Annotated in this window: 14 protein-coding genes; 5 read left to right on the forward strand and 9 right to left on the reverse strand. The window is 68.5% G+C overall.

What is annotated here, in order from left to right; all coding sequences use genetic code 11:
* Positions 1–9: 9 nt before the first annotated feature.
* Positions 10–576, reverse strand: coding sequence for a nucleotidyltransferase family protein (locus ACSFBM_RS11610; protein ID WP_435484473.1), 567 nt, complete (start codon positions 574–576; stop codon positions 10–12).
* Positions 577–606: 30 nt separating this feature from the next.
* On the opposite strand from ACSFBM_RS11610, the gene pdxH reads away from it, so the two are divergent.
* Positions 607–1,272: a pyridoxamine 5'-phosphate oxidase gene (gene pdxH, locus ACSFBM_RS11615; RefSeq protein WP_435484474.1), complete on the forward strand. Its 666-nt coding sequence runs from the start codon at positions 607–609 to the stop codon at positions 1,270–1,272.
* Positions 1,273–1,337: 65 nt separating this feature from the next.
* Here pdxH and ACSFBM_RS11620 read toward each other — a convergent pair whose 3' ends face one another.
* From ACSFBM_RS11620 to msrA, 6 genes are all read right to left on the reverse strand, one after another.
* Positions 1,338–2,288, reverse strand: a complete 951-nt coding sequence (locus tag ACSFBM_RS11620) for an AEC family transporter (protein WP_435484475.1) — start codon at positions 2,286–2,288, stop codon at positions 1,338–1,340.
* 149 nt (positions 2,289–2,437) lie between these two features.
* Positions 2,438–4,531 carry a TonB-dependent receptor gene (locus tag ACSFBM_RS11625; protein WP_435484476.1) on the reverse strand — a complete coding sequence of 698 codons (2,094 nt, stop codon included), beginning with the start codon at positions 4,529–4,531 and terminating at the stop codon, positions 2,438–2,440.
* Positions 4,532–4,613: 82 nt separating this feature from the next.
* Positions 4,614–5,006 carry a hypothetical protein gene (locus ACSFBM_RS11630; protein ID WP_435484477.1) on the reverse strand — a complete coding sequence of 131 codons (393 nt, stop codon included), beginning with the start codon at positions 5,004–5,006 and terminating at the stop codon, positions 4,614–4,616.
* A gap of 23 nt (positions 5,007–5,029) precedes the next feature.
* Positions 5,030–7,210, reverse strand: coding sequence for a TonB-dependent receptor (locus ACSFBM_RS11635; RefSeq protein WP_435484478.1), 2,181 nt, complete (start codon positions 7,208–7,210; stop codon positions 5,030–5,032).
* A gap of 78 nt (positions 7,211–7,288) precedes the next feature.
* A complete protein-coding gene (locus tag ACSFBM_RS11640; protein ID WP_435484479.1) occupies positions 7,289–7,681 on the reverse strand; it encodes a hypothetical protein in 393 nt (130 codons plus the stop codon).
* A 19-nt stretch (positions 7,682–7,700) separates the two neighbouring features.
* Positions 7,701–8,252: a peptide-methionine (S)-S-oxide reductase MsrA gene (gene msrA / locus ACSFBM_RS11645; RefSeq protein ID WP_435484480.1), complete on the reverse strand. Its 552-nt coding sequence runs from the start codon at positions 8,250–8,252 to the stop codon at positions 7,701–7,703.
* Between the two features lie 102 nt (positions 8,253–8,354).
* Between msrA and ACSFBM_RS11650 the strand changes: the two genes are divergently transcribed.
* From ACSFBM_RS11650 to ACSFBM_RS11665, 4 genes are all read left to right on the forward strand, one after another.
* Positions 8,355–9,077 carry a TetR/AcrR family transcriptional regulator gene (locus ACSFBM_RS11650; RefSeq protein ID WP_435484481.1) on the forward strand — a complete coding sequence of 241 codons (723 nt, stop codon included), beginning with the start codon at positions 8,355–8,357 and terminating at the stop codon, positions 9,075–9,077.
* A gap of 21 nt (positions 9,078–9,098) precedes the next feature.
* Positions 9,099–9,776: a protein-L-isoaspartate O-methyltransferase family protein gene (locus ACSFBM_RS11655; protein ID WP_435484482.1), complete on the forward strand. Its 678-nt coding sequence runs from the start codon at positions 9,099–9,101 to the stop codon at positions 9,774–9,776.
* A 16-nt stretch (positions 9,777–9,792) separates the two neighbouring features.
* Entirely contained in the window at positions 9,793–10,128 is a 336-nt protein-coding gene (locus ACSFBM_RS11660) for a rhodanese-like domain-containing protein (RefSeq protein ID WP_435436361.1), read from the forward strand.
* A 187-nt stretch (positions 10,129–10,315) separates the two neighbouring features.
* On the forward strand, positions 10,316–11,866 hold the full coding sequence (locus tag ACSFBM_RS11665) for a TolC family outer membrane protein (protein WP_435484483.1): 1,551 nt from the start codon (positions 10,316–10,318) through the stop codon (positions 11,864–11,866).
* Between the two features lie 141 nt (positions 11,867–12,007).
* Here ACSFBM_RS11665 and ACSFBM_RS11670 read toward each other — a convergent pair whose 3' ends face one another.
* Positions 12,008–13,393, reverse strand: coding sequence for a 3-deoxy-D-manno-octulosonic acid transferase (locus tag ACSFBM_RS11670; RefSeq protein WP_435436359.1), 1,386 nt, complete (start codon positions 13,391–13,393; stop codon positions 12,008–12,010).
* Between the two features lie 9 nt (positions 13,394–13,402).
* Positions 13,403–14,785, reverse strand: coding sequence for a phosphomannomutase/phosphoglucomutase (locus ACSFBM_RS11675; protein WP_435484484.1), 1,383 nt, complete (start codon positions 14,783–14,785; stop codon positions 13,403–13,405).
* Between the last annotated feature and the right edge of the window lie 78 nt (positions 14,786–14,863).

The following is a 14,863-nucleotide window of genomic DNA, read 5'->3' on the forward strand; positions in this document are numbered from 1 at the left end:
CGGAAAAAGCTAGCCGCCCAGGCGCGCCAGCCAGAGCGCCTCGGCTTGCGCCAGGGCCGCGGGCGTGTCCACATCCGTCACCACGCCGGCATCGTCCACCGCCAGGTCTGCTACAGAATCGATAGCGCGCATCGAACGCAGGATGGACGATGCGCCCACGTTTCCCTCCAAAGTCGCGAGCTGGGGACCGCAACCGGCCGCAAAGCCGACGGGGTGCCCGCGCTCCCCCTGGTAGTTCGGCTGCACCGCATTCACCCGGCCGTCGAGCGCGGCGGCCACGGCCCGCAGCGTCGTCGCCCGGACCAGCGGCAGGTCGCCGGGCAGGATCAGCCAGCCCGGCGCATCGCGCGTGGCACGCACCGCCGCGGCGATCGAGTCGCCCATGCCGGGATGGCCCGCGTCTTCCACATGCCACGGCAGGCCGCTGGCGCGCACTGCATCGAGCGTGCGCTCCAGCACCGGCTTGCCCGCGAGCAGCGCCTTCAGCTTGGAGCCCGAGCCGCCGGCCGCGACAAAACGCTCGCCGCGGCCCGAGGCCAGCACGATCACCACGGGGGAATTTGCCTTCGTCGTCATCGCCCCAGTATGTGCGCAACAATCCCCGGCATGACTTCCCCTCTCTCCAATGACGCGCTGGCCGCGCTGCGCAAGAGCTACGAGCGCGCGGAACTCGGCGAGGCGCACAGCGCGGGCGATCCGCTGAAGCAATTCGAGCGCTGGCTCGCCGAGGCCATCGATGCGAAGGTGCCCGAACCCAACGCCATGACGCTGTGCACCGTGGGCAGCGACCTGCGGCCGTCCAGCCGCATCGTGCTCGTCAAGGGCTGCGACGCGCGCGGCGTCGTCTGGTACACCAACTACGAGAGCCGCAAGGGGCGCGAGCTGTCGGGCAACCCGTATGCGTCGCTGCAGTTCCACTGGGTCGAGCTGGAGCGCGTGGTGCGCATCGAGGGCCGCGTCGAGAAGGTGGCCGCAGAAGAAAGCGACGCCTACTTCGCGAGCCGCCCGCTCGACTCGCGCATCGGCGCCTGGGCCAGTCCGCAGAGCGAGGTGATCAGCGGGCGCGATGTGCTGGTGAAGAACGCGGCCGTGTTCGCGGCCAAGCACCTGCTGTCGCCGCCGCGCCCGCCGCACTGGGGCGGCTACCGGCTGGTGCCCGACCGCTGGGAGTTCTGGCAGGGCCGCAAGAGCCGGCTGCACGACCGGCTGCGCTACCGGCTCGAAGGGGGCCCCGAAGGAATGGCCTGGGTGCGCGAACGCCTCGCGCCCTGACGGCTCACGAGGTGTGAAGAAACCGCAGCAAGCTCGGGGCGCGCAGCAGGTCTATTCACACCTTCTCAGGGCAGCCACCGCACGCACACCATCACCAGCGTGAGCGTGCCCAGCGCCAGCACCGTCGACACCGCGACACTGGCCGTCACCATGTCTTCGGCCGTGCGATAGCGCTGCGAGAAGAGAAAGACGTTGGCGCCGATCGGCAGCGCCGCGGCCACCACCATCACCGTGAGCGGAATGCCGCGCACGCCCAGCAGCCAGCCGATGCCGGCCACCAGCAGCGGATGCAGCAGGTTCTTCACGAGCGCCTGCACCAGCGCGCCGCGCCAGTGCCGCCCGATGGGCGTGAGCGCCAACGTGATGCCCACCATCACCAGCGCCACCGGACCGAAGGCCTGGCCGAGCAACTGGATCGGCTTGTCGATGACCTCGGGCATGGTCCAGCCGGTCTGCGCGAACAACAGGCCCGCGATGATCGGCAAGGGCACGGGGTGGATGATCGCGTTGCGCAGCGCACGCAGCACGGTGCGCGCCATCGAATGCGTCCCGGCGCCGCCGACCTTTGCATGCTCGCGCGCCACCGCCAGTTCCAGCACCACCGTGGCGCTCGTGAGCAGGACCAGCGAGTGCAGCGAGATGAGCGTCAGCAGCACCACCATGCCCGACTCGCCGTAGGCCAGGTCGATCAGCACGATGCCGATCATCACGGTGTTGCTGTAGGTGTTGGCCAGCGCGATGACGGCCGCCGTGCGGTTGAACCCACGCAAGGCCATCGTGCCCGCGAACAGCAGGCCCGAGGCAATGAAGTACGCCGCCACCGGCTTGAGGCTGAGTTGCTCCACGTGCACCGTGCTCATGGCGCGGAACAGCAGCGCGGGCGCGAGGAGCAGGAAGATGAGGTTCGACAGGTCCTTCACCGCACTGCCGCCGATCCAGCGACGGCGCCCGGCAAGGTAGCCGGCGGCGATGAGCAGTACGACGGGCAGAAGCGAGGAGATGACGAACGAATTCACCCGGCGAGGATAGCCGAGGGGTGTGCTCCTTCCCCCTCTGGGGGAAGGCTGGGATGGGGGCACGCGCGGCCTCGAACGCTGCATGGCATTGAAGGCCGCGAGCCCCCACCCCCTGCCCTCCCCCAGCGGGGCAGGGAGAAAGACCACGCTCAGAACGTCACGCGCAGACCCACCTTCAGCGTGCGCCCAGGCAGCGGCGCGTTCGGGTACACCGTCGTCGTCAGGATCGACGTCGGGCTGTAGGCCAGCTTGTTGCCGATGTTGTCCATGCGCGCATACCAGGTGAGGTTGGCGCGCTGCACCTTCATGCGGTACGTGATGGCCGCGTTCCACAGCGTGTATGCATCGGTCTCGCGCGCGCCCACCGCCGGAATGCGGCGTTGCGCCGCGTTGTAGTCGAAGCCCACGCGCGCACCCCACGGGCCGTTGGCGTAGGCCAGCGTCGCGCCCAGGCGCAGCGGCGCGATGCGCGGCAGCGGCTCGCCGGTGTCGAGGTTCTTCGCGCGCACGATGTCGCCGCGCCATTCAAGGTCGAGCGTGCCTGCATCGCTCATGCGCGCAAAACCCTCGGTGCCCAGCAGGCGCAGGTTGCCGTTGGCCTCGATGCCGGTGAAGCGCGCGCGCACGCCGCCGTACACGTACTCGGCCAGCGTGTCGGTGGCGCCGGGCTCGGCCACATTGCCCTCTTCGTCGAGGTTGCGCCCCGATGCCGTCAGGCCGATGTAGTTCTGGAAGCGCGTGACATACGCGTTGACGCGCGCCATGTTGGGCCCGGACTTCCACTGAGCGCCCAGGTCGAAGCCGGTCGACTTTTCCTTCTTCAGGTTCGGGTCGCCCACTTCCCAGGCGGCCGTGGCCACGTGCGGGCCGTTGGCCAGCAGCTCGTAGTCCTTCGGGGCGCGCTCGGTGTACGCCAGGTTCGAGGTCAGCTGCCACTGCGGCGCCAGGTTGACCAGCGCACCGAACGCCGCGCTGTGCGGGTTGAAGGTGCGCTCGCCGATGGCGAAGCGCGTCACGCTCGGATCGTCCGGATAGCCCAGCGAACGCACGCGAACCTGCTCGGTGCGCGCACCGAAGCTCAGCCGGCCCCACGAGGTGCCCAGCTCTTCGTGCAGGAACAGCGCGTTGGAGCGCGTGCGGCTGTGCGGCGCAAACGCCTCTTCACCGTCGGCGGCGAAACGGTTGGTCTCGCTGCTGAAGCCCACCAGGCCTTCGAAGTTGCCGATCTTCTGGTGGCGCGCCTCGATGCGCAGGTCGTTGCTCATGTTCGAGAACGTGGTGCCCGGCTGGCCACCCTCGAACTCGGTGTGGCGGTAGTCGGTGTGGCTCAGCTTGGCGTGGATGCTGCTGATGAAGCCGCCCGGGCGCCATTCGCCTTCGAGCGCATAGCGGTCGGACTTCATGCCGATGGTCACGTCGTCTTCCGCCACGGTGCCGTAGGTACTGCGGTAGGTGCTGACCGAGGCGCCGATGTAGCCCTGGTCGAAGAACATCGTGCCGCCGACCGCGCCGCCGTGCGCCTCGTTGGCCGAGTTGCAGATCTTGCGCGCCGACCACGGCGAGCCGGGCTTGCTGCATTCGAGGGTGATGGGCACCGCCACGTCCTTCGAGTCGCGGTTGAAGGCGTCGACGTGCAGCGCGAAGCGGTCGTTGCCGCCTTCGAGCACCACGCCGCCGTTCTTCTCCTTGTTGCCCGTGGCGTAGCCCAGGTCGGCGCGGCCGCCGAAGCCGTTGATCGGCTCCGAGGGAATGCGGTTGTCGATCACGTTGACCACACCGCCCACGGCACTGCCGCCGTACTGCAGCGCCGAGGGGCCGCGCAGCACCTCGATGCGCTCGGTGACCAGCGCGTCGACCGGTACCGCATGGTCGTAGCTCAGCGCCGAGGCGTCGGGTGCGCCGCCGCCGTTCTGCAGGATGCGGATGCGGTCGCCGTCCTGGCCGCGAATGATCGGGCGGCTGGCGTTGGGGCCGAAGTAGCTGCTGCTCACGCCGGGCACGTTGTTGAGCGTTTCGCCCAGAGTCGATTCGGAGCGCAGCAGGAGCTTGTCGCCCGACAGCGTGGTGGTGGGCGCAATCAGGTCGGAAGCGCCGAGCGGGTTGCCGGTGACGGTGACTTCGCGCAGGCTGGCGTCATCGGCGGTGGAAGGCGCAGGCGCGGTCTGCGCGTGGGCCGCGCCCGCCAGCGCGGCGAGCGAAAGAACGGCAGCGCCGATGGCGTTGCGACGGAAATTGGGGGTCATAAAGAACACTCGTTGAAATCAAGGGGCGACCGGCCGCCACCCGCGCGAGGCAGGCGGAGGCACAGTCGGAGCACGTGAGAAATCAGCGAGCGGGAGGTGGACCGCGTGCGTCGAACAGCACGATCCAGCGGGCGACGGCTTCGCCCTGCAGATAGGCGAAGGTGGCCGACGGCAACACCATCGGCAACACCACCAGCGGCACGCCGGGCATGCTGAAGCCGTGCGACAGGCGGTCGTACAGCCGGCACTCGGCGTCGGTCTTGTCGCCGAACAGCGCATGGAGCCAGCCGTGCCGCTGCGCCGCGCCGCGTTTTGTGGAAGGCGCGGCGGCGGAGGTCGTTCCTGCATCGGCGGCCACGGCCCACGCGCGGTCACCCGGCACGTGCAGCGTGGCATGCACGAGGCCGAGCGTCGACGTCACCCACACTGCCAGGAGCAGCATGAGTGCGACGGTGCGCGACAGCCTCGAATTCATGTGCGTCAGGCCGACATCAGAAGTCAGAAGTGCGTGGTCATGCTCACGTACAGGCTGCGTCGCGTGCCGTACTGCGGCGCGCCCACGCCAACGCCCGTTCCGTCGCGCAGCAGGTAGCTCTTGTCGAACAGGTTGAGGATGGCGATGCGCCCGACGATGTCGCCGCCCGAAGACTCCTTCCACGTGTGCGAGTAGGCGGCGTTGACCACCGCGTAGTGCGGCAACGCGGCGCTGTTGGGCGCCCCGCCGTCGGGCGTGCGGCGCAGGCCGCTGCCGAAGACCAGGTCGCCGCTGACCTGGTTGTCGCCGAAGCGGTAGCTCGCGCCGCCCGACAGCGTGTAGGTCTGGTCGTGGTCCAGGTACACGTAGTGGTCGGCGATGTAGTTCAGCTCATCGACGCCGAACAGCGACTGGCTCGACACGATGTTCTTGCCCATCGCCTTCTGGTAGGCGAAGTTCGCATAGGCCGACCAGTGGTCGTCGTTGTAGCGCGCCGACAGCTCCAGCCCGCGCGCGAAGCCCTTGGCGTAGTTGAACGGCGACAGGATCAGCGCCTGGCCGAACTGGCCTTCGTCGAGCAGGTTGGTGATGTTCTTGTAGTACACGTCGGCCGACAGCGACAGGTTGGCGTTCACCTTGTGGTCCACGCCCAGGTCGAAGTAGTGGGTGCGTTCCGCCTTCACCGGGTCGGAGTTGGCGATCTCGGGCTGGTTGCTGGTGCCCGCGTACAGGTTGATGCTCTGCTGCGACGCGAGCTCCTGCGGCGGCGGGGTGAAGTAGCGGGCATAGCCCGCGTGCAGCGCGGTGTCGCCGGTCAGCTTGTACGCCAGGTTCAGGCGCGGGCTCCACTGGTGCTCCTTGGTGAACGCGTCGACGCTGTCGTAGCGCAGGCCGTAGTTGAAGGTGAGCTTGGGGTCGATGCGCCACTCGTCCTGCAGGTAGAGGCTGGCGAGCTGTCCGACCTTGCCCGAGTTGTCGTTGATCAGCACCGGCGTGTTGCCGACCTGCGCACCGCTGTCGTCGACCGGGAACACGTTCACCGCATTGATGCTGCGCGTGTCCTGTCGCGTGTAGGCGCCGCCGAAGCGCAGCGTGTGGGCATCGCCCAGCTTGTACGAGGCATCGGCCTGCAGCCCGTTCGACGTGTTGGAGCGCAGGGTGTCGGAGGCCACGCCGTTGTAGATCAGGTCGCCCACGCCGTCGGGCACGTAGTGCAGGCTGGAGTACTGGTGGAAGGCCGAGACCTGGAAGTCCAGCGCGCCGAGCGTCTTCTGGAACGACAGGGCGACGAAGCGCGTGGCTTCGGTCTGGCGCTCGCGCACGTCCGAGGACGGCAGCCCGTTGAAGCCCGTGCCCAGGTCGCTGTAGCCGGCCAGCGAGAACGCCGGCGCCTGGTTCGGGTTGGTCGGAATCTGGAACTTGCCGTTGTACGTGCCGAACATCAGGCCCAGGCGCGTGTCCGCGTCGAGGTAGTAGGACAGGTTGCCGAAGGTCTTGCCCTGGCGCGTGCGGTCGTTCTGCGCGTTGAGGGTGGGCTGCGGGTTCTCGATGCCGTTGGTGTTGGAGACCAGGCTGCCCGACAGGTAGTAGCTCAGGTTGCCGGTGGTGCCGTAGACGGAGGCGCTTTCTTCCAGCGTGTTGTGGCTGCCGAAGGTGAAGCCGAGCGAGCCGCCGGGCTTGCCGAAGCCCTGCTTCGTCTGGATGTCGACCACGCCGGCGGTGCGCAGGCCGTACTGCGCGGGCAAGGCGCCGGTGAGGAAATCGACCGAGTCGATGTAGCGCGTGTCCAGCGACTGGCCGAAGCCCGAAATGCCCTCGGGCAACTGCACGCCGTTGACGCGGTACTGCACGTTGCCGTGGTCGTCGCGCACATGCAGGGAGCCGGAGGCCTTCGAGTCCTTGGCAACGCCCGGCAAGGTCAGCAGCACGTCGTCCAGCGGCGTGGCATCGCCCTTGCCGAGCGCATCGATGGCGGCGCGGTCGATGCGGTAGACGGTGGCGCCCACCTCGGGCGACAGCTCCATGCGCGCCTTCTTCAGGCGCTCGGACTGGATCTCCACGGTGGAGAGCGTGCCGGGCGGCGAGGTTGACGCGCCGGGCGCCACGGTGGTGGTGGTGGTGGTGGCGTCCTGGGCAAGGGCTGGCCAGGACAGCAGGGAAAGAACGGCAACGCCGATGGCATTGCGACGGAAATTGGGAATCATGATGGGCACTCGTTGAATCAATGAACGTCCGCCGCCGCCCGCGCAAGGCGGGAGGCGGCAGCCGGAACACGAAGGGATTCAGCGAGAGGAAGGCGGGCCGCGCGCGTCGAACAGCGAGACCCATCGGGCGAGGGCCTCGCCCTGCAACCAGGCGAAGGTGGCCGACGGCAGCAGCACCGGCAGCACCACCAGCGGCACGCTCGGCGTGGCGCTGCCGTCGCCGAGCTGGTCGTACAGGCGGCATTCGGCGTCGGTGTGCTCGCCGAACAGGCTGCCCAGGCCGTGGGGGTGCTTGTGCACATCGCCCTGGGCCTGCGCCAGGACCCCGGTGGCTGCGGCGGCTTCGGTCAGCCCCGGCACGTGCAGCGAACGGTGCATGACGCCCAGCGTGCCCGCGATCCACAGCGCGAACGCCAGCGCGACGATGATCGCGCGGACGGAACGGGAGGATGAACGGCGGGCTGTCAGCATGGAACGCAGGGCGGCGGGCTCAGGCCTTGACGCGGGAGGCGAAGGTCTTCTGGAACTTCTCGACCTTCGGGCCCACGACGAATGCGCAGTAGCCCTGGTTCGGATGGTTCAGGAAGTAGTCCTGGTGGTAGCCCTCGGCGGCCGAGTAGTTGGCGAGCGGCGCCACCTCGGTGACCACGCTCGAGCGGTAGGTCTTGCTCGCCTCGATCTCGCCGATGACCGCTTGCGCCACCTGCCTGTGCGCTTCGCTCGTGAAGTAGATGCCGCTGCGGTACTGGGTGCCGGCATCGTTGCCCTGGCGGTTCAGCGTGGTCGGGTCGTGCACCACGAAGAAGATCTCCAGCAGTTCGCGCAGGCTGATCCGTGCCGGGTCGAACTCGAGCTTCACCACCTCGTTGTGGCCGGTGCGGCCAGTGCAGACCTGCTCGTAGGTCGGGTTGACGGTCTCGCCGTTGCAATAGCCCGATTCCACGTCCAGCACGCCCTGCACGCGGTCGAAGACCGCCTCGGTGCACCAGAAGCAGCCCCCGCCGAGCACGATGGATTCGGTCGACGGCGGTGAAGAGGACATGGGCTGCTCCGGCAGGGTGGAAAAAGACGAACCCGATATTGTCGCGGCTTGACGCGGCGATTGCCGGTCAACTACATTACTAACCCGCGAGTCATTAACCTCATGCCCACGCCCCGTTCCTTCGTCGACAAGCTCTGCCCGGTGCGCTCCAAGCGCGAACGCCGGAAAGAGGCGCGTCCCGGCGAACTGCTGGCCGCCGCGCTCGACCTGTTCGTGGAAAAAGGCTTCGCCGCCACCCGTTCCGAAGAAGTGGCGGCGCGCGCCGGCGTTTCCAAAGGCACCCTCTTCCTGTACTTTCCGAGCAAGGACGAGCTCTTCAAGGCCGTGGTCATGGAGAACCTCGGCGGCCGCTTCACCGAGTGGAACGCCGAGTTCGAGGCCTTCGAAGGCACCACGGCCGACATGCTGCGCTACTGCATGAACGTATGGTGGGAGCGCGTGGGCAACACGCAGGCCTCGGGCCTGACCAAGCTCATGGTGAGCGAGGGCGCCAACTTCCCCGAACTGGCGGAGTTCTACCGCCGCGAGGTGGTCCGCCCCGGCCACGACCTGCTGCGGCGCATCTTCCAGCGCGGCATCGACAGCGGCGAATTCGCGCCGATGGACGTCGACCACGCCATCTATTCGGTGGTGGCGCCCATGGTGTTCCTGATGCTCTGGAAGCATTCGGCCATGGTCTGCGTCGACGGCATGTCCGCGCTCGACCCCCGGAAGTACGTCGCCGCGCAGGCCGACGTGGTGATCAACGGGCTCAGCGCATACCCCGGAAGGCCGAGCGCGCCGCTGGCGTCACCGGCGCCACCTAAAATTGAAGGTTTGTCCTGAGCCCACTAGGAAAACCACGCCATGAACCCCACCCCCACCCTCGAGCGCTTGCGCTTCAACATGATCGAGCAGCAGATCCGCCCCTGGGATGTGCTTGAAACCGACATCCTCGAACTGCTGGCCCAGATCCACCGCGAGGAATACGTGCCCGAAGAGCACCGCACCCTGTCGTTCTTCGACATGGAACTGCCCCTGCTCGACGGCTCGGTGCCCGGCGAATTCATGCTCTCGCCCAAGGTCGAGGCCCGCACGCTGCAGGACCTGCACATCCAGAAGCACGAATCGGTGCTCGAGATCGGTACCGGCTCCGGCTTCATGGCCGCCCTGCTCGGCGCCCGCGCCGCCCAGGTGCTGTCGCTCGAAATCAACCCCGTGCTGGCCGAGCGCGCCGCCCAGACGCTGCGCCAGAACGGCGTGACCAACGTCGAAGTGCGCCACGCCGACGGCGCCGTGCCCCTGGCCAGCGGCCCGAGCTTCGACGTGATCGTGCTCAGCGGCTCGGTCGCGCGCATTCCGCAGAACCTGCTGGGTTCGCTCAAGGTCGGCGGCCGCCTGTCGGCCATCGTGGGCGAAGAGCCCATGATGCGCGCCCACTTCGTCACCCGCACCAGCGAAAGCAAGTGGGACACCATCCAGCCCTGGGACACCATGGCCCCGCGCCTGCTGAATTTCCCCGAGCCCTCGCGCTTCTCGTTCTGAGCAGGCGGTTGACCGAATGATCGACCAAGTCCGCCCCGCCGACCTTGCCGCCTGGTTCGCCCAGGACCCCGCGGCCATCCCGCTGCTGCTCGACGTGCGCGAGCCATGGGAGCTGCAGACGGCGAGCGTGGTGCCCCAGGGCTTCACCCTGTTGGCGATTCCGATGAACGAGATCCCCGGCCGGCTGGCCGAGCTGGGTGAAGACCATCGCATCGCCTGCCTGTGCCATCACGGCGCGCGCAGCCAGCGCGTGGCCGCCTTCCTGAACCAGAACGGCTTTGCCGAGCTCGCCAACGTGGCGGGCGGCATCGACGCCTGGTCCCAGCACGACCCCACGGTCCCGCGGTATTGAATGACACCCCCAGGCTTCGCGCACTTCGTGTCGCTGCTCCAACCCCCTTGCAGGGGGCAACACCGACGGCCCGGCAAAGCCGGTTCCGTGGTGTTCCTGGAAGGGGCCGCGCACCGCTCGCCGCAAGGCCGCGACGTGGTCGATGCGTAGCAAGCCCAAAAAGATTTCTCTTTCTCAAGGACGTTCAATGCCTTCCAGGCCCCGGCTTTCGCCTCTTACCGCAGCGCTCGCAAGCACCTTCGCAGCACTGCTCGCATTGCCGGCCCAGAGCCAGACACTGAACGAACTGTATGACGCCGCCCGCGGCTACGACGCCACCTACCAGGGCGCGCGGGCCCAGTACGACGCCAACGTGGCGCGCGCCGCACAGGCCAAGGCCGGCATCCTGCCGGCGGTCGGCCTCACGGCCGGGGTGTCGCGCAGCGACATCGACATCGACACCCTCACGGGCACCGGCCGCGGCACCACCACGCCGCGCGACTTCAACACGCAGAACGTCGGCATCAACGCCACCCAGCCGATTTACCGGCCCGCGAACTGGGCCACCTACGAGCAGGGCAAGCGCCAGGCCGACATCGCGCAGGCGGTGTTCACCATCGCCGAGCAGGACCTGATCGTGCGCGTGAGCCAGGCCTACTTCGACGTGCTCGCGAGCCAGGACAGCCTGGCACTCGTGCGCGCGCAGAAGGTGGCCGTGGCCGAACAACTGGCGTCGGCCAAGCGCAACTTCGAGGTCGGCACCTCGACCATCACCGACTCGCGCGAGGCCCAGGCCCGCTACGACCTCGTGATTGCGCAGGAAATCGCGGCCGAGAACGACCTGCAGGTGAAGAAGGTGGTGCTCGACCAGCTGGTCGGCCGCCCCGGCAGCATGCCCGTGCCGCTCGCGGTGCCGGTGGTGCTGCCCACGGCCCTGCCCGCGGACATCAATGCCTGGGTTGCACAGGCCGACAGCGTGCATCCGGCGATCCAGCAGGCGCGCCTGGGCGTCGACGTGGCCGGGCTGGAAGTGGAAAAGGCCAAGGCTGGCCACAAGCCCACGCTGGACGCCAACCTGGGCTACAACGTCACGCGCAACCCGACCGGCACCACCACCAGCACGGTGGGCACGCGCGCCAATGCCGCCACGGTGGGCGTCGTGTTCAACCTGCCGCTGTTCGCCGGCTTCGCCACCGAGAACCGCATCAAGGAAACGCTGGCACTCGAAGACCAGTCGCGCAGCGTGTTCGAAGGCACCCGCCGCAACGTGGCGCAGGCCACGCGCGCGGCGTACCTCGGGCTGGTGTCGGGTGCGGGCCAGGTGAAGGCGCTGGAAGCGGCCGAGGCGTCGAGCCAGAGCGCGCTCGAGGCCAACCGACTGGGCTACCAGGTGGGCGTGCGCATCAACATCGACGTGCTGAATTCGCAAAGCCAGCTGTTCCAGACCAAGCGCGACCTGGCGCAGGCCCGCTACAACGTGCTGCTGGGCAACCTGAAGCTGCGCCAGGCCAACGGCACGCTGACGACGGACGACATGAACGCGATCAACGCAACGCTGGCGAGCAACGGCAGCGTGCCGGCGGTGCCTGCGGCCACGGCGCCCGATCGCACGGACCGCGGCGCGTCGCCCGTGGTGCCGGTTGCGCCGCCGAGCATTCCGGTGATTCCGCCCGTGCCGGTGCAGCCGTTCAACCCGCCGGCGCCGGCGATGCCGACGGCACCCGTGCCGCCGGTGATCCTGAATCCGCCGGTGCGCTGAGGTTTTTTTGTCTTTCTCCCTCCCCCGCTGGGGGGAGGGTCAGGGTGGGGGCACGACGGCCTTGAACCCCTGGCAGCGCTCGTTGGACGCTTGTGCCCCCATCCCAGCCTTCCTCCAGAGGGGGAAGGCGCAAATGCAAACTCAGTCCAGCGTGGGTTCCGCGCGCTGCGGTTCGCCGCCGTCAAGCGGCGCTGCGGCAGTCGCGACCGGCTCCGCGGCCTGCGCAATCGCCAGCACCGCCGCCGCCGTGCGCTCGGCCGCCCCGCGGTTCGACGACGAGAAGCCCAGCGCGGCCTGCGCCATCACGGCGCGGCGCTCCGGGTTCTCGACCAGCTTCAGCGCTGCCGTCACCGCCTGCTCCATGCCCTCGACGCGCAGCGACGCGCCGGCCGCCAGCGACAGCTGCGATGCTTCGGCGAAGTTGAAGGTCGACGGCCCCATGACCACCGGGCAGCCGCAGGCGGCCGGCTCGATCAGGTTCTGCCCGCCCAGCGGCTCGAAGCTGCCGCCCAGCAGCGCCACGTCGGCCAGGCCGTAGTACAGGGCCATTTCACCGAGCGAATCGCCCAGCCAGATCTCGGCCTCGGCCGGCTGCCCCGCCGCGCTGCGGCGCGCCACGGCAAAGCCTTCGGCCTCGATCAGCGCGGCCACTTCGTCGAAGCGCTGCGGATGGCGCGGCACGATCATCCATTGCACGTCGTGCACCCGCTTGGCAATCGAGCGCACCGCGCCCTGCTCCGGCGGCACCGGCGACGTGGCGCCGAAGCGCTTGAGCACGTCGAGCAGCATGCGCTCTTCACCGTCGCGCGAGCTCGCGAGCACCACCATCGGCTTGGGCAGGCGCTCGCGCAGCGAGACGGCCGCTGTGAGCTGGCGCTCGTCGGGCGTGGCGTCGAACTTCAGGTTGCCGTACACGCCGGCCACCTTGGCGCCCAGCGACACCAGCCGGTGCGAATCGGCCTCGGTTTGCGCCCACACGGCGGTGAGCGCCGAATACGCGGGCCGCGACAGCCAGGCCAGGCGCTCGGCGGCGGCCAGCGACTTTTCGCTGAGCCGCGCATTGGCCAGCACCAACGGAATGCGGCGCTCGGCACAGGCCGCGGCCATCACCGGCCACACCTCGGTTTCCATCAGCACGCCGATGCGGGGCTGGAACTTGTCTAGAAAGCGTGCCACGGCACCCGGCGTGTCCCAGGGCTGCCACACCTGCGTGTCACCGGGTTCGAGCAGCTTGGCGCCCTCTTCGCGGCCGGTGGCGGTGCCATGGGTGAGCAGGATGGGAATGCCGGGGTACTGGCGGCGCAGTTCGGCGATCAGGATGGCTGCAGCGCGCGTTTCGCCGAGCGACACGGCATGCACCCAGCACTGCGCCTGGCCGGTGGTGGCCTCGTCGTAGTGCCCGAAGCGTTCTTCCACGGCCACGCCATAGCCCGGCTCAGCCTGCGCGCGGCGCCGCAGCTTGCGACGGACCAGCGGTTGCACAACGGTAGTGAATACGCCGTAGAGGCGGAGCAACAGGGAACGCACAGGCTCGGTTCAGTGGGAGGCTTCGGCCAGGCTGGCGTCGGGCTTGACGGTTCTCAACAGGGCCAGCATCTCGGCCTCGATGCGCTTGAGCGCCGCATCGGTCTGGCCTTCGAAGCGCAGCACCAGCACGGGGGTGGTGTTCGACGCACGGATCAGCCCGAAGCCGTCGGGCCAGTCCACGCGCAAGCCGTCGATGGTCGAGACCGTGGCGGGCGCCGCGAAGCGCGCGCTTTTCACCAGCTGGTCGACCACCGCATGCGGCTCGCCCTCGGCGCAGGCCACGTTCAGTTCAGGCGTGGAGAAGCTGGTGGGCAATGCGTTGAGCACGGCGTTGGCGTCCGGGCTCTTGCTCAGGATTTCGAGCAGGCGGCAACCCGCATAGGTGCCGTCGTCGAAACCGAACCAGCGCTCCTTGAAGAAGATGTGGCCGCTCATCTCGCCGCCCAGCGGCGAATCGATTTCCTTCATCTTGGCCTTGATGAGCGAGTGGCCGGTCTTGTAGATCATGGCCTTGCCGCCCGCGGCCTCGATGGCCGGCGCCAGGCGCTGCGAACACTTCACGTCGAAGACGATGGTGCCGCCCGGCACGCGCGACAGCACGTCCTGCGCGAACAGCTGCATCTGGCGGTCGGGGAAGATGTTCTGGCCGTCTTTGGTGACGATGCCCAGCCGGTCGCCGTCGCCGTCGAAGGCCAGGCCCAGTTCGGCGTCGCCCGCGGCCAGCGCGGCCATCAGGTCCTTGAGGTTCTCGGGCTTGCTCGGGTCGGGGTGGTGGTTGGGGAAGTTGCCGTCGACCTCGCTGAACAGCTCGATCACTTCGCAACCGAGGGCGCGGAAGATGGCCGGGGCCGAGGCGCCGGCGATGCCGTTGCCCGAATCGACCACGATCTTCATCGGGCGCGCCAGCTTGATGTCGCCGGCGATGCGCTTCACGTACGCCTCGGTCACGTCGACCTTGCGCACGCTGCCGCCGGGGGCGAGTTGCGCTGTGCCGGCTTCCATGGTCTTGCGCAGGCCCTGGATCTCTTCGCCGTAGATCGCGCGGCCGGCCAGCACCATCTTGAAGCCGTTGTAGTCCTTGGGGTTGTGGCTGCCGGTGACCTGGATGCCGCTGGTGCACAGCGTGTGGGCCGCGAAATAGAGCATGGGCGTGGTGACCGCGCCCACGTCGATCACTTCGACGCCGGTCGCCACCAGGCCCCGGATCAGCGCTTCAGCGAGCGCGGGCCCCGAAAGGCGGCCGTCGCGCCCCACGGCGACCGACTTTTCACCGGCTGCGCGCGCGGCGCTGCCGAAGGCCCGGCCGAGCGCCTCGGCCACCTCGGTATCGAGAGTGACGGGCACGACGCCGCGAATGTCATAGGCCTTGAAGATCGACGCGCTGAGCTGCATGAAAGGCGTTTCCCGGTTGGTTTTGCGAACGGGGCATTGTAGGCAACGCCCCGGAGGGCCACATGTCCGAAAACGGCC

It is taken from the genome of Variovorax pasteuri (assembly GCF_051216435.1).
Classification (GTDB): domain Bacteria; phylum Pseudomonadota; class Gammaproteobacteria; order Burkholderiales; family Burkholderiaceae_C; genus Variovorax.

Excerpts from the sequence above, each read along its gene's own strand:
- ACSFBM_RS11610 (WP_435484473.1), bottom strand. The coding sequence starts at position 576 with ATGACGACGAAGGCAAATTCCCCCGTGGTGATCGTGCTGGCCTCGGGC.
- pdxH (WP_435484474.1), top strand. The coding sequence starts at position 607 with ATGACTTCCCCTCTCTCCAATGACGCGCTGGCCGCGCTGCGCAAGAGC.
- ACSFBM_RS11625 (WP_435484476.1), bottom strand. The coding sequence starts at position 4,531 with ATGACCCCCAATTTCCGTCGCAACGCCATCGGCGCTGCCGTTCTTTCG.
- ACSFBM_RS11630 (WP_435484477.1), bottom strand. The coding sequence starts at position 5,006 with ATGAATTCGAGGCTGTCGCGCACCGTCGCACTCATGCTGCTCCTGGCA.
- ACSFBM_RS11635 (WP_435484478.1), bottom strand. The coding sequence starts at position 7,210 with ATGATTCCCAATTTCCGTCGCAATGCCATCGGCGTTGCCGTTCTTTCC.
- ACSFBM_RS11640 (WP_435484479.1), bottom strand. The coding sequence starts at position 7,681 with ATGCTGACAGCCCGCCGTTCATCCTCCCGTTCCGTCCGCGCGATCATC.
- msrA (WP_435484480.1), bottom strand. The coding sequence starts at position 8,252 with ATGTCCTCTTCACCGCCGTCGACCGAATCCATCGTGCTCGGCGGGGGC.
- ACSFBM_RS11650 (WP_435484481.1), top strand. The coding sequence starts at position 8,355 with ATGCCCACGCCCCGTTCCTTCGTCGACAAGCTCTGCCCGGTGCGCTCC.
- ACSFBM_RS11655 (WP_435484482.1), top strand. The coding sequence starts at position 9,099 with ATGAACCCCACCCCCACCCTCGAGCGCTTGCGCTTCAACATGATCGAG.
- ACSFBM_RS11660 (WP_435436361.1), top strand. The coding sequence starts at position 9,793 with ATGATCGACCAAGTCCGCCCCGCCGACCTTGCCGCCTGGTTCGCCCAG.
- ACSFBM_RS11665 (WP_435484483.1), top strand. The coding sequence starts at position 10,316 with ATGCCTTCCAGGCCCCGGCTTTCGCCTCTTACCGCAGCGCTCGCAAGC.
- ACSFBM_RS11675 (WP_435484484.1), bottom strand. The coding sequence starts at position 14,785 with ATGCAGCTCAGCGCGTCGATCTTCAAGGCCTATGACATTCGCGGCGTC.